This window comes from Actinacidiphila acidipaludis (assembly GCF_019890725.1).
GTDB classification, from domain to species: domain Bacteria; phylum Actinomycetota; class Actinomycetes; order Streptomycetales; family Streptomycetaceae; genus Actinacidiphila; species Actinacidiphila acidipaludis.
In genome coordinates, this window is sequence record NZ_JAINZZ010000039.1 from 22,839 (window position 1) to 35,094 (window position 12,256).

Consider the following 12,256-nt stretch of genomic DNA (forward strand, 5'->3'; position numbering starts at 1 on the left):
CCGCGCGGCAACGCCCCTTGACACTGTCGCCGGGCCGCCGCAGCCTTGGCAAGGCATGGGGGACAACCCGGGGTGATACCGCGACTACCCTGCGCGCCAGCCGACTTGTACAGAGAGGGGATCTCGTGGCAGCCACGATCGTCATCCGTCCACTGGACAAGAAGGAGACCACCGGCGACAGCAACTCCAACGGCACGTGACGTCGGCGATGGCCGACGCCTATCCGAGCGTCGCGGGGGTCGCTGCGGCGGCCTCCGCGTTCGCGCGCTTCCACCCGGGGCTCTGCGCACTGCGGCAGGTCGGGAAGTCGCGCGAGGGACGTCCGCTGCACCTGCTGTCGGTGGGGCACGGCCGGCGGAACGTCCTGGTGGTGGCCGCACCTCATTCCGACGAGCGGATCGGCCCGGCGACCGCGCTGCGGCTGGCCGAGCGCGTGGCGGCGGACCCGGACCTGCACGCGCGCGCCGACGCGTCCTGGCACTTCCTGCTGTGCCTGGACCCGGACGGCACCGTGCGCAGCGAGGAGGGCCCGCCGGTGCGGCGCACCCCGGCCGCGCACTTCCGGCACTCCTACCGGCCGCCGCCGGACGAGCAGCCGGAGTGGGCGCCGTCCGTCCGGCCCGCCGGCGACCAGCTTCCGGAGTCCCGGGCGCTGGTCGCGCTGATCGACGAGCTCGAACCGTTCCTGCAGTGCTCGCTGCACGGCAACGACCTCGGCGGTTCGTGGATCCAGCTCACCCGGGACGTCCCGGGGCTGGCCGAACCGCTGGGAAAGCTGTCCGCCGAACGGGACGTGCCGGTGCAGACGGGCACCTACGACGCGCTGTACTGGACGACGTCCGGCCCCGGCGTCTACGTGATGCCTGAGCCCGGCCGCCCGACGCAGTTCCCGAGCCTGCCCGAGGACGTCACCCGCTCCACCTGGGTGCGGCCGCACCGGTACGGCGGGATGACGGCGCTGTTCGAGGTGCCGATGTGGGGCAGCCGGCGGGTCGCCGACACCGCCCCGCACCCCGATCCGGCCCGCGCCCTGACAGCGCTGGCGGGACTGCTGCGCCGCCAGTCGGACCGCACCCGGGGCCTGCTGGACCAGGTGCGGGAGCTGCTGCCCGCGCCCGGTGCGGGGCCCTGGGACCCCTCCGGCTCCGGTCCGGCGACCGGCACCCTGCTGCGGCTGGCGACGGGCCTGACCGACATCTGCCCGCAGGTCGCCGACGACTGGGAGGCGCTGCACCCCGCGCCCGTGGAACTGACCCTCGCGCACGTGACCGCGCTGGACATCGCGGCCCGCCGGATCTCGCTGCGCACCACCGGCACCCTGCTGCGGCTGCTGGCCGGGCTGCCGGGTGAGGGGCCGGCCAGGACGAGGGCGGAGTGCGACCGGCTGCTGGAACGGTGGGCGGACGAGCTGGTGGTCGGCCACGACCTGACGTGGGTGCCGGTGCCGGACCAGGTGGAGCTCCAGTCGGAGTGCGTGCTGGCCGCCTTCCGGCTGCTCACGAACGGCTGAGCGCTGCCCGGTGGGGGCAGCGCTCAGGGGTTCGCGGCTCGGGCGTCACGGCCGCTTGACCGTTCACAGCGGGGGGCCGTTCACGGCAGGAGCCGTTCGCGACACGAGGCCGTTCGCGGCCGCGGGCCGGGTGTTCAGGCGCGGGCGGCCGTCAGCTCCGCGGCCACCAGCTCCGCGAGCTGCACCGCGTTGAGCGCCGCGCCCTTGCGCAGGTTGTCGTTGGAGACGAAGAGCGCGAGGCCGTTGTCGACCGTCTCGTCGACCCGGATGCGGCCGACGTACGACGGGTCCTTGCCGGCGGCCTGCAGCGGGGTGGGGATCTCCGAGATCTCCACGCCGGGCGCGTCGGCCAGCAGCTCGTAGGCCCGCTCGACGCTGATCGGCCGGGCGAACCGGACGTTGAGCTGCAGCGAGTGCCCGGAGAAGACCGGCACACGGACGCAGGTGCCGGAGACCTTCAGCTCCGGGATCTCCAGGATCTTGCGGGACTCGTTGCGGAGCTTCTGCTCCTCGTCGGTCTCGAAGCTGCCGTCGTCCACCAGGTTCCCGGCCAGCGGCACCACGTTGTAGGCGATGGGGCGCTTGTAGACGGCGGGCTCGGGGAACGCCACGGCGTCACCGTCGAAGGTGAGGCGGTCGGCACTCTCGGTGACCTTGGACGCCTGCCCGTGCAGCTCGGCGACGCCGGCCAGCCCGGACCCGGAGACCGCCTGGTAGGTGGTGGCGACCAGCGCGACCAGTTCCGCCTCGTCGTGCAGCGGGCGCAGCACCGGCATCGCGGCCATCGTGGTGCAGTTCGGGTTGGCGATGATGCCCTTGGGGCGGTCGGCGAGCGCGTGCGGGTTGACCTCGGAGACGACCAGCGGCACGTCGGGGTCGCGGCGCCACGCGGAGGAGTTGTCGATCACGACCGCGCCCTGGGCCGCCACCTTTTCCGCGAGGTCGCGGGAGGTGCCGCCGCCGGCGGAGAAGATCACGATGTCCAGGCCCGAGTAGTCCGCGGTGGCGGCGTCCTCGACGACGACCTCGCCGTCCGCCCACGGCAGCGACTTGCCCGCCGACCGGGCCGAGGCGAACAGCCGCAGCTGCGTCACCGGGAATTTCCGCTCGGCCAGCACGCTGCGCACGACCCCGCCGACCTGTCCGGTCGCTCCGACGATTCCGATCCTCATGCGGTCTCTCTCCGATCTGGTGGTGCGCTCCCGGCGGCTGGGGTCCAGGTCCGGGCCGTCGCCGCCGCTTCGAGTATCCCCCGGCCCGAGAGGGGGGCGGTGCGGGATTTCATCTGCCGAGACGCGCGGCCACCGCGTGCCGGGTGGTCCCGGCGGGCGGTTCCACTGGCGCGGACTGCTCCAGCGCGGTGAGCAGGGCGAGGGCGGCGTCGCGCACCTCGCCGGCGGCGGGCAGCAGCGGCAGCCGGACGTCCGGCGTCGGGATGCGGCCGCGGGCGTGCAGCACGGCCTTGATCACCGTCGGGTTCGGCTCCCGGAAGAGCCCCGCGGCCAGCGCGGCCAGCCGGTGACCGAGGTCACGGTCGCCGGTCGCGGCCAGCTCCGCCCAGCGGCCGGTGGCCAGGTGCGCGGAGGCCAGGATGCCGCCGTCGGCGCCCAGGGCCAGCAGGGCGGGCGCGAACACGTCGTCCCCGGCGAGCACCTCGAAGCCGGCGGGCCGGTCGGCGAGCAGGGCGACGAGCTCGGCGTCCACCACGCCGGTGGAGTACTTCATGCCCGCCACGCCCGGGATCGCGGCCAGCTCGCGAAGCGCGGCCGTGCTCAGCGGCTGACCGGTGCGGAAGGACACGTGGTAGGCCAGCAGCGGCACGGGCGCGGTCGCGGCCAGCTCGCGGAAGTGGGCGAGGACGCCCTGTTCGCCCGGACGGGTGAAGGACGGGACGGTGACCAGGGCGGCGTCGGGCCGGATCGGCAGCGCGGCGAGGGCGGCCAGCTCGCGTGCGGCCCGCCGGGTGGCGTTCGCGCCCACGCCGACGACGAAACGGGCGCCGCGCTCGCGGCAGACCCGGCCGACCGTGCCGGCCGCGGCGACGCGCTCGTCGTCGTCCAGGGCGGCCGCCTCCGCGGTGGTGCCCAGGGCGACAAGACCGGTGGCGCCGTCGTCGAGCACCTGGTGCCCGAGCGCCTCCAGCGCGGCGGTGTCCACCTGCCCGGCCGGCCCGAAGGGGGTGATCAGCGGTACGTGGATCATGTCTGTGAGTGTCACCCGGGCACTCGCGGAAGGTCCAGTTAAATGTCGTGCACGGCACTCTTAAGCAGCTCTACTCTGCGGGCCATGTACGAGATATCCGCGGACCCGGCCCGCCTCGACGTCCCCCGCATCCACGCCTGGCTGTCCACCGACGCGTACTGGGCGCTCGGCCGCACGCTGGCCAAGCAGGAGTCCGCGATCGCGGGATCGCTGAACTTCGGCGCGTACCACGTGGAGACCGGGGAGCAGCACGCGTACGCCCGGGTCGTCACCGACCGCGCGACCTTCGCCTGGCTCTGCGACGTCTACGTGGCGCCCGCCGCCCGCGGCCAGGGCCTCGGCACCTCCCTGGTCGCCGCGGCCCGCGACCACCTCACGCCCTATGGCCTGCGCCGCATTCTGCTGGCCACGCACGACGCGCACGGGGTCTACGCCCGGCTCGGCTTCGAGCCGCTGGCCGACCCCGCGAAGTGGATGGCGTTGGGCCTGCAATGACCGGCTCCGCCGGATGGTTCAGGGTTCGTCGTGCCGGGTCGCCCAGAGCAGAGGAGCCATCCCGATGACACCGTCGGGAACGTGCGCCGCGGCTCGCAGCGACCGGGCCGCCTCTTCGTGACGCGCGTAGCCCAGAAACGGCACGCCCGCCTCCGCCGCTGCCAGAGCGTCCATGACCGAGTCACCGATCATCAGGCATTCGTTCGGCAGGACGCCGAGCTTCTCGATGGCACGCTCCAGGCAGTGCGGATGCGGCTTCATCAACTGCGGACTCTCCGGAACACGGCCGAAGACCCGATCGCCGAAGCACTCTTCCAGGTCGTGCGCCGCCAGATAGGCCTCCACCGCGCGCGGTGCGTTGTTGCTGGTGATCGCCAGTCGGCAACCACGCTTCTTCATTCGCCTGACGAACTGGTCCGCTCCCGGTGTGGGGTCGGCCTTCGACGCCGCCTTTTCCTCCTCAGCGGCAGTCAACTCCTCGAGGACAGCGGCCACTCCGCTCGGCAGTTGTGACCGCAATATGCCGAGAGGGTCGTGGGTTCCCCGCCACTTCGCAGCCTCGGCGGGCAGCCCGAGGGCAACGAGCTGGTGGCACAGAGTGACCACGACGTCGGTCGCCGAATGCTGTGCGAAGAGTCCGCAGAGAGGGCCGTCGAAGTCCCAGAGCAGGCAGGACGCGTCCCGGAGCAGTTCCCCCGGCTCAGCCCCCCACCACCTGCCGCTCAACTCGGTGTACTCAGAAGTCACTTGACGAGTGTCACGGGCCGGGCTGCCTATGGCCAGAGCCCCGCCTCCGCTACACGTCCTCAGTGCGCTGCAGAAACGCCTGCAGGGCCATCTCCACCGCGGCCGGCGGCTGGGTTTTGTCCACTTCCAGGTGCGGCTGCGCAGCCTCCAGCGCCCGGCGCACGACAGCCGCGGCCCCTCGAAGCCTGGCGACTGGCGCAGCAGGTCGATCCCCGGACCGGTGGCCCGCCGGCGCTCCCTCCGCCATCCCTTCTCCATCTTCGCGGGCGGCTGTGGACAGCCGGGCGACGGTGCGCAGCACATCCGTGCACAGGGACTGGACGCGCTTGAACGCACGATAGTGCGGCAGGTCCTCGCGGGCTCCTGCGGCGGCCTCCGCACCCACGGCGCGCTCCCAGCGGGAGATGACGTCCGCCTCCTGGTCGGAGGGGTAACCCATGAGGTGCAGGTGGGTCGCGAGGTCGTACAACGGGTCGCCGACCAGGGCCAGTTCCCAGTCGATGGTCCACAGCACACCCGCACGATCGACCACGAAGTTCTTCTTGTGCAGGTCCCCGTGGAGCAGTTTGCGCGGCCGGTCGGTCAGCTCCGGTCGCCGTTCGGCGAAGGCCGCGAGTTTGTCCGAGGGCACACCCAGATCGGCCAGCAGGTCGTCCATGTCCCGGCGCCGCTGCTCATAGGCATGGTTGAAGGTGAAGTGCTTGAGACGACCGAGGAACTGGGTCGACCCACCCTGCTCGGGCCAGGACGCCAGATCGCACCCCGCACAGCCCTCGACTGCCGGGCTGCCGTGACCGACCAAGGAACCGGCGTCGACGGAGGCGAGCGTCCCGAACAACTCCTCGATCTGCCGCACGTACCGGTCCGCGATCCGGCCGGGACGGCGGCTGCGGACCTTGTCCAGCGTGACGCCCTCGATGAACTGGATCAGGCCGATCCTCCGCACCGGGGATGCCTCGTCCTGGACCCGCTGCTCGCAGACCCGCGGGACATGGCGGAACGTGTCGCCGAAACCGTCCCGGAGCAGGCGCAGCACGTACTCCTCGGAGGGGAACCAGCGCATGTCGTACCAGAACACGCCGTCGCGCGGCTCCCGCAGCTTGAGCCACGGGAATTGCCCGGCGAGCACGGACGCACGGTCGACCCGCACAGCGAAGGTCTGATGATGATTGCCCTTGAGTGGGCCCTCCACCCGATCCGCACCCATGACCGCCGCCGACACTTGGTCAGCGGTGCCTCGTCCGGTCGCCGTCGCGGTCAAGGTGCCTCTTCTGCTCTTCGTGGGCCGACGTCACTCCGAAAGGGATCACAATAGGCCGCCTGAGGCCCTCTCCCGGCCCGGTGTCACCTTCCGGCACATGCTTGTAACCCGGACAGGTGAGGGTGGCCCGCCGGCCCCGGCTCCTTCCGGGGATCAGCCGAACAGTGGCCGGCTGATCGTGGACCAGAGAGAGTCGAACCAGCCCTGGCTCTCTGCGAAGAAGCGCGACACGAGACTCTCAGGGTCTGCCGGATCGGCGCGAAACGGGAAGAGCACGGCGTCGAGCCCCAGGACGTCGTAGATCGTGCCCGAAAGCTTCCTGTACCTCACGTCCCGTTCAATCACCTGGTAGTAGCCGGTAAGGGCCGTCTTCCCGTTGAGGATGTACAGCTTGTGCAGGGGCGTGACCGGCAGCGCTTGCGTTTCCACGCTCAGATCGATGTCCGGCAGCAGATCGCGCACCTGGTTGAACGAGCTTTCGAGCGTGACCGCCTGTGCGCCCACAAGTTCTCGCAGTCGCGCCAGGGGCCACCGCTCGTCGCCTTCCACCAGCCGGGGGATGGCCAGCTCGGCGTCCAGGGCGGGAAGCAGAACTCTCACGCGGATGGATGCCGGGCTCAACTCACCTCGCAGCACGCGGTTCAACGGCTGGGACAGGGCGCTGGTGAGGGTCTCGGACGACAGCGAGTACGCGTCGATCGTGATGTGCCGCGCTTCGAACGCCTCCGCGACCTCAGCTTCGAGGACGGAGAGAGTCGGCCCCGGTATGTCATGCGTGGCCCGCGACGCCGGGACGGACCCCCGCCAGTCCAGCACCTCCGCGGAGCGGCCCCGCTGGTTGTCCAGGTAACCGTCTCTGCGCAGTTCGGTCAGAGCGCGCTGGACGGTGGGGCGGGAGACGTTGAAGCGCTTTTCCAACTGGGCCTGGGACGGGAGTCGTTCGCCCACGCGGAAGACGCCGTCGTGGATCTCGCCCCGCAGCACATCCGCGATGTGCAGGTAGGGCGGCTGATCACCGTTGACGCCCGGGCGCTCTTCCTGGTTCACGCCACTACGCTACAACTTCCCGTCATCCAGCACTGCTTGCTTGACCTGAGTTTACGGATCTCAGGCAACCGGGCACACCCTTGAATGAGGATACTCATTCAACTCGGCAGCAATCGCGGCAAGTTGAATGATCCAACCTCGCGGGGGTCGCACCTTCCCGTCCAAGGGCGTACGGGACGCACCGCAGCCACCCACCTTCAGCACGAAGCCATGAAGCAGGGCGCCACGAAGGAGGGATCGGTCATGCTCGCTCTCAGCTTGTGTGCATACGCGTTCGAACAACTCATCCAGTGGCGGTACGGGGCAGCCGGAATGGTCGCGGTCGGGCTCGTCACCTGGGGGCACAAGTCCCGCAACACCACCTGCACGGCCATCGGGCTCACCGCGCTGGCGCTGCTGCTCGCGCAGTGAACCCGCCCGGCCCGGGCGCACCCACGGGTCGCGGCCCGGGTCAGAACACCTCGGGGCACCACGGCCTGCGGGCCGTACGGAACAGGGCGTCGGCCATCCGGACGGCGCCCGCGCGGTGTTCGGCCACCCGGCCGAGCGCCGCCAGCCGGGACGCCGACTCGTCGCCCAGGTACAGGCAACCCAAGTCCGCCACGTCCAAGCTCAGTTCAGGTGACTCGGTGCTGCTGGGCGTGCACTGCGCCGCCCCCGCCGCATCGGTCTCCAGCAGGTAGCGGCCGCCGCACAGCCCCGCCGGGTCCCGCACCTCCAGCACCAGGCGGCCGGCGGCTCCGCCGTAGGTCCGGGCGGACAGTGCGGCGGGCACGTCGAGGACCCGCAGCCACATGAAGTCCGCCAGCGTCTCCGTCCGCGCCGCCCGCGGGTCGCCCAGCAGCAGCGGGAGCACGTCGTCGGGGGCGCGGTGGCCGGTGTTGAGCTGCGTCACCCAGTCCAGCGAGAGCAGGAAGCGCCACAGCGCCTGCTCGGCGGCGGGGTTGGCGGCCAGCAACTGCCTGACCGTTGCGTCCACCCGCGGCAGCTTGCCCGGCCAGGGGTGGTCGATCGTGGTGTACGCCAGCAGGCCCTGGACCTCCCCGGCCGCGTCGCGATGCACCGCGAAGAACGGCTCGGTCCACGGCTGGGACGGGAACGTCCGCTCGCCGGTGGCGACCTCCCACCAGCGGGCGTCGCGGCTGATGGCCCCGGGCGTCAGCGCCCGGACCCGCTCGTGCAGCCCCGGCCCGACCTTGCGGACCTCGACGACGTCCACCAGGTCGACCCGGCCGCCGTCGGTCGGCCCGGCATAGCGGTGGTCCACGGCCGCGCGGGGGATGTCGATCTCCCAGTCCGCCACCCAGGTCGCCGGGCCGAAGCCGAACCGCCCGTAGATCGGGTACTCCGCCGCGACGAGGATGGCCACCGCCTCACCACGCTCCCTGGCGTCGGCGAGGTCCGCGGCCATCAGCCGGCTGGCCAGGTCCCTGCGGCGGTGGGTCGCGGTGACGGAGACGTTGGTGATCGCCGACGCCGGGACGAACGCCCCGCCCGGCACGGTCAGTTCGCGCGGCATGCTGCGGAAGGTGGCCACGCAGCGGCCCTGGTCGTAGGCGCCCCGGGTCCGCTGCAGGTCGAACGCGACGCGGCGTGCCGCCACTTCCTCGTCCGTCACCGACGGCGCCAGGTGGAATCCGGTGTGCAGGGCACGCACCCAGTCGGCGACGTCGGACTCGTCCAGCGTGCGGATCTCAAGGCTCATGCGGGCACGCTAGGTGAGGCCCCGGCCGCGCCGCACTCGATTATCGGCAGGCCGGGAAACCGCCGCCCACCCGCAGCCGCTCACCCGCCGGCCCTCACCCCGCCGGCCCTCACCCCGCGGCCGCTCACCCGCCGGCGAGCAGGTCGCTCACCCGTCGGCGAGCAGGTCCTCCACCCGGGCCTCGCCGTCGCGGTAGCGCCGGGTGATCTCGGCCGAGCAGCCGTCGACGGTCTGCTGCAGGGCGTGGCGGCGGCGCGAGACCTGCTGCTCGTGGCGGACCAGCCGGGCCATGGCCACGTCCAGCTCCGGGTCGGTGCGCGCGTCGAGGTCGGACAGCTCGACCTCGGAGAGCATCTCCTCGGCGAGCGCCCGCACCCGTTCGGTGTGCGGGGTGCCGAGGGTGACATGGCGGGCCGAGGAGCGGATCCGGGAGGGCCCGTCGGCGAGGATCTCGGAGAGCCGGTCGACGACGGGGGCGTCGTCCTCGGCCAGCGGATCGTCCGAGGTGCCGGGGGACGCGCCGCGGCGGCGCAGTTCGGCCTGGAGGATGTCGATCCGGCCGTGCAGCATGCGCCGCAGGTACGACAGGTCGGCCTCCTCCTGCTGGGCGTCGCGGCGCAGGGCGCGCAGGGCTGCGAGGTCGAGCACGGTGAGGTCGGGCATCGGGGTGTCCACGAGGGGGCTGCGGGGGGCGGGCGGGCGCAGGGGCCCGGGAACGTCGGCCTTCAGCATGCGATGGCCCTTCCTGGTGGGCGCCGCCGAAACGGCGTTCCTGGTACGCGCCGTCGAGACGGCGGCCGTCGGTCCGGCGGTGCCGGACGCCGCCGCTGGTCCTGGTGCGGCAGTGCCGGAAGTCTCTCCAGTGCCGGGTGTGGTCATACCTGTCGTCCCCTCCTCGCCGAGGCCGCGCCGCGCTTCCTGGTCGTCGACGCGCCGCGACCCGCAATCGATGCTGCCACTTGCCGCTGACACGCCGCAGCGACATGGCACCCGAACGGCCGTCGCAACAGTTGTGCGAGCCCGCCGACCGGGCGTACCGCGCCACCCAGTGCGCCCCCCACACCCGTGTGGGTGACGCGCCGGCCGGGCAGGCCACAATGGCGGCATGCGAGCGGTGGCCCAGCGGGTGAGTGAGGCGAAGGTCGTCGTCGACGGGAAGACCGTCGGCGCCGTCACAGGACCGGGACTGTGCGTTCTGGTCGGAGTGACGCACGACGACACGGAGGAGAAGGCGGCGGCGCTGGCCCGCAAGCTGTGGACGCTGCGGATCCTGCCGGACGAGCAGTCCTGCTCGGACATCGGCGGCCCGCTGCTCGTGATCAGCCAGTTCACGCTTTACGGTGACGCCCGGAAGGGGCGCAGGCCCACCTGGAACGCAGCGGCGCCCGGCCGGGTCGCGGAACCGCTGGTCGACGAGGTCGTCGCCCAGCTCCGGAAGCTGGGCGCCACCGTCGAGACCGGCGTGTTCGGCGCGGACATGAAGGTGTCGCTGACGAACGACGGCCCGTTCACCGTCGTCCTGGAGGTCTGAGCCGCTCGGCCCGGAATGCCCGGGCCGGACGGGCGAGGCGCCGCTCGGAGAGCTCCGAGCGGCGCCTCGTCTCAGCCGGACCCAGGACCCCAGGCGGGAGCACACTCCGGCTGCGGGCCTCGGACCGCGTCCTCAGGGCGCGACGACGGTCTCCTGCGCGGCCGCGGTGTCCTCGGCCAGCAGCGTCGCCCGCTCCGGGGTGTTCCGCTTCACCAGGGCGAGCGCGATCGGGCCGAGCTCCCAGTGGCGGGCGGAGGACGTGATGACGCCGACCGCGCGGCCGGGTTCGCCGTCGGGGCCCTCTTCCGCGATCCGCACCGGGGCGCCGTGCGCCGGCAGCCGCACCTCGCTGCCGTCCAGGTGCAGGAAGACCAGCCGCCGCGGCGGGCGGCCGAGGTTGTGCACGCGGGCGACCGTCTCCTGACCGCGGTAGCAGCCCTTGTTCAGGTGCACCGCGGTGTCCAGCCACCCCACCTCGTGCGGGATGGTGCGGTGGTCGGTCTCGAATCCGACGCGGGGGCGGTGCGCCTCGATCCGCAGCGCCTCGTGGGCCAGGACACCGATCGGCGGACCGGACCGCGCCGCCCACTCCTCCAGACGGTCGCGGGGGACGAAGACGTCCCGGCCGTACGGCGTCTCACGGACCGCCCACTCCTCCGGCACCTGGGTGATCGACCCGGCGGGCAGGTGGACCACCGCGAAGCGGTCCGTGGCGTCCTCGGTCTCGACCCGGTAGAAGAACTTCATGCTCTCCAGGTAGGCCAGCAGCGCCTCCTGGGTACCGGGTTCGACGTGCATCCACGTCGTGGCACCGTCGTCCACCACGTACAGGGCGTGCTCGATGTGGCCGTGGGCCGAGAGGATCAGCGCCTCGGTGGCCTGGTTCGGGGGCAGCTGCTCGACGTGCTGGGTGAGCAGCAGGTGCAGCCAGGACAGCCGGTCCGCGCCGCTGACGGTCACGACACCACGGTGGGAGAGGTCCACGAAACCGGTGCCGTCCGCGAGCGCGCGCTGCTCGCGGAACAGGTCGCCGTAGTGCGCGGCGACGCCTTCGTCAGGGCCTTCTGCGGGGACGGCGCCGGGCAGCGACAGCAAAGGGCTCTTCGTCATGCCGTCAAGCGTACGACCGGCCTGACCCGCAAGGGTTACGCCGTCGGGAGGGGCCGGTGCCTCGGCCGGTACCTCGGGGCCGCCGGACCCCGGCTACGCGCCGTGCTCGGCGGCCTTCCGGGCGCAGTCCCGGCAGCGCCCGAAGATCGCGAAGTGCTTCATGTCGGTCTCGAACCCGAACTGCTCGCGCAGCCCCTCCTTGAGCGGGGCGGCCAGCTCGACGGCCGCCTCCGTCACCGAGTCGCAGTCCCGGCACACCAGGTGCATGTGGTCGTGCCGGTCGGCGAGGTGGTAGGTCGGGGCGCCGTGACCGAGGTGGGCGTGGCTGACCAGGCCCAGCTCCTCCAGCAGCTCCAGGGTGCGGTAGACGGTGGAGATGTTCACCCCGGAGGCGGTCTTGCGGACCTCGCACAGGATGCCGTCGGGCGTCGCGTGCTCCAGGCGGCCGACGGCCTCCAGGACAAGCTGGCGCTGCGGGGTCAGCCGGTAGCCGCGCTGCCGCAGATCGCTCTTCCAGTCGGTGCTCGCCACACGGCAAGTGTAGGCACGCGGTAACGGCCGGACCCGGGTCGTGCGCGGCCGCGACGGCCCGCCCACGTCGCGCCCGCCCGGTCGGGGCCCGTCCGCTGGGAGCCCGCCTGCCCGGAG

At 72.3% G+C, this 12,256-nt stretch carries 13 protein-coding genes; 4 read left to right on the forward strand and 9 right to left on the reverse strand.

The genetic code is table 11. From position 1 onward, the window contains the following. The first annotated feature begins 196 nt into the window (after positions 1 to 196). Positions 197 to 1,510, forward strand: coding sequence for a M14 family zinc carboxypeptidase (locus K7862_RS25335; protein WP_308012175.1), 1,314 nt, complete (start codon positions 197 to 199; stop codon positions 1,508 to 1,510). A gap of 134 nt (positions 1,511 to 1,644) precedes the next feature. Here the strand turns inward: K7862_RS25335 and K7862_RS25340 are convergent, their stop codons facing one another. Continuing rightward, complete coding sequence (locus tag K7862_RS25340) at positions 1,645 to 2,682, reverse strand: aspartate-semialdehyde dehydrogenase (RefSeq protein ID WP_222966481.1); 1,038 nt, start codon at positions 2,680 to 2,682, stop codon at positions 1,645 to 1,647. 109 nt (positions 2,683 to 2,791) lie between these two features. Further along, positions 2,792 to 3,712 (reverse strand): dihydrodipicolinate synthase family protein, encoded by a 921-nt coding sequence (locus K7862_RS25345; RefSeq protein ID WP_222966483.1) that lies wholly within the window; start codon positions 3,710 to 3,712, stop codon positions 2,792 to 2,794. An 84-nt stretch (positions 3,713 to 3,796) separates the two neighbouring features. On the opposite strand from K7862_RS25345, the gene K7862_RS25350 reads away from it, so the two are divergent. Beyond that, positions 3,797 to 4,207, forward strand: a complete 411-nt coding sequence (locus tag K7862_RS25350) for a GNAT family N-acetyltransferase (protein ID WP_262413766.1) — start codon at positions 3,797 to 3,799, stop codon at positions 4,205 to 4,207. Positions 4,208 to 4,225: 18 nt separating this feature from the next. Here the strand turns inward: K7862_RS25350 and K7862_RS25355 are convergent, their stop codons facing one another. The 3 genes from K7862_RS25355 to K7862_RS25365 form a co-directional block, all read right to left on the reverse strand. After that, on the reverse strand, positions 4,226 to 4,954 hold the full coding sequence (locus K7862_RS25355; RefSeq protein ID WP_222966487.1) for an HAD family hydrolase: 729 nt from the start codon (positions 4,952 to 4,954) through the stop codon (positions 4,226 to 4,228). Between the two features lie 49 nt (positions 4,955 to 5,003). Continuing rightward, positions 5,004 to 6,083, reverse strand: coding sequence for a phosphotransferase family protein (locus K7862_RS25360; protein WP_222966489.1), 1,080 nt, complete (start codon positions 6,081 to 6,083; stop codon positions 5,004 to 5,006). Positions 6,084 to 6,368: 285 nt separating this feature from the next. Further along, positions 6,369 to 7,262, reverse strand: coding sequence for a GntR family transcriptional regulator (locus tag K7862_RS25365; RefSeq protein WP_222966491.1), 894 nt, complete (start codon positions 7,260 to 7,262; stop codon positions 6,369 to 6,371). A 243-nt stretch (positions 7,263 to 7,505) separates the two neighbouring features. On the opposite strand from K7862_RS25365, the gene K7862_RS25370 reads away from it, so the two are divergent. Continuing rightward, complete coding sequence (locus tag K7862_RS25370) at positions 7,506 to 7,673, forward strand: hypothetical protein (RefSeq protein WP_222966493.1); 168 nt, start codon at positions 7,506 to 7,508, stop codon at positions 7,671 to 7,673. 40 nt (positions 7,674 to 7,713) lie between these two features. Here the strand turns inward: K7862_RS25370 and K7862_RS25375 are convergent, their stop codons facing one another. After that, positions 7,714 to 8,967 carry a GNAT family N-acetyltransferase gene (locus K7862_RS25375; RefSeq protein ID WP_222966495.1) on the reverse strand — a complete coding sequence of 418 codons (1,254 nt, stop codon included), beginning with the start codon at positions 8,965 to 8,967 and terminating at the stop codon, positions 7,714 to 7,716. A 147-nt stretch (positions 8,968 to 9,114) separates the two neighbouring features. After that, positions 9,115 to 9,699 carry an RsiG family protein gene (locus tag K7862_RS25380; RefSeq protein WP_372461680.1) on the reverse strand — a complete coding sequence of 195 codons (585 nt, stop codon included), beginning with the start codon at positions 9,697 to 9,699 and terminating at the stop codon, positions 9,115 to 9,117. Positions 9,700 to 10,072: 373 nt separating this feature from the next. On the opposite strand from K7862_RS25380, the gene dtd reads away from it, so the two are divergent. Next, complete coding sequence (dtd, locus tag K7862_RS25385; RefSeq protein ID WP_222966499.1) at positions 10,073 to 10,498, forward strand: D-aminoacyl-tRNA deacylase; 426 nt, start codon at positions 10,073 to 10,075, stop codon at positions 10,496 to 10,498. 132 nt (positions 10,499 to 10,630) lie between these two features. On the opposite strand, the gene ygfZ is transcribed toward dtd, so the two are convergent. Together ygfZ and K7862_RS25395 are read right to left on the reverse strand one after the other, a co-directional pair. Next, positions 10,631 to 11,608 carry a CAF17-like 4Fe-4S cluster assembly/insertion protein YgfZ gene (gene ygfZ / locus K7862_RS25390; protein WP_222966501.1) on the reverse strand — a complete coding sequence of 326 codons (978 nt, stop codon included), beginning with the start codon at positions 11,606 to 11,608 and terminating at the stop codon, positions 10,631 to 10,633. A 93-nt stretch (positions 11,609 to 11,701) separates the two neighbouring features. Beyond that, positions 11,702 to 12,139 carry a Fur family transcriptional regulator gene (locus K7862_RS25395; protein WP_222966503.1) on the reverse strand — a complete coding sequence of 146 codons (438 nt, stop codon included), beginning with the start codon at positions 12,137 to 12,139 and terminating at the stop codon, positions 11,702 to 11,704. Between the last annotated feature and the right edge of the window lie 117 nt (positions 12,140 to 12,256).

What these genes read in the sequence shown, in the direction of transcription:
- K7862_RS25340 (WP_222966481.1), bottom strand. Translation starts at nt 2,682, where the DNA reads ATGAGGATCGGAATCGTCGGAGCGACCGGACAGGTCGGCGGGGTCGTG.
- K7862_RS25350 (WP_262413766.1), top strand. Translation starts at nt 3,797, where the DNA reads ATGTACGAGATATCCGCGGACCCGGCCCGCCTCGACGTCCCCCGCATC.
- dtd (WP_222966499.1), top strand. Translation starts at nt 10,073, where the DNA reads ATGCGAGCGGTGGCCCAGCGGGTGAGTGAGGCGAAGGTCGTCGTCGAC.
- K7862_RS25370 (WP_222966493.1), top strand. Translation starts at nt 7,506, where the DNA reads ATGCTCGCTCTCAGCTTGTGTGCATACGCGTTCGAACAACTCATCCAG.
- K7862_RS25375 (WP_222966495.1), bottom strand. Translation starts at nt 8,967, where the DNA reads ATGAGCCTTGAGATCCGCACGCTGGACGAGTCCGACGTCGCCGACTGG.
- K7862_RS25345 (WP_222966483.1), bottom strand. Translation starts at nt 3,712, where the DNA reads ATGATCCACGTACCGCTGATCACCCCCTTCGGGCCGGCCGGGCAGGTG.
- ygfZ (WP_222966501.1), bottom strand. Translation starts at nt 11,608, where the DNA reads ATGACGAAGAGCCCTTTGCTGTCGCTGCCCGGCGCCGTCCCCGCAGAA.
- K7862_RS25380 (WP_372461680.1), bottom strand. Translation starts at nt 9,699, where the DNA reads ATGCTGAAGGCCGACGTTCCCGGGCCCCTGCGCCCGCCCGCCCCCCGC.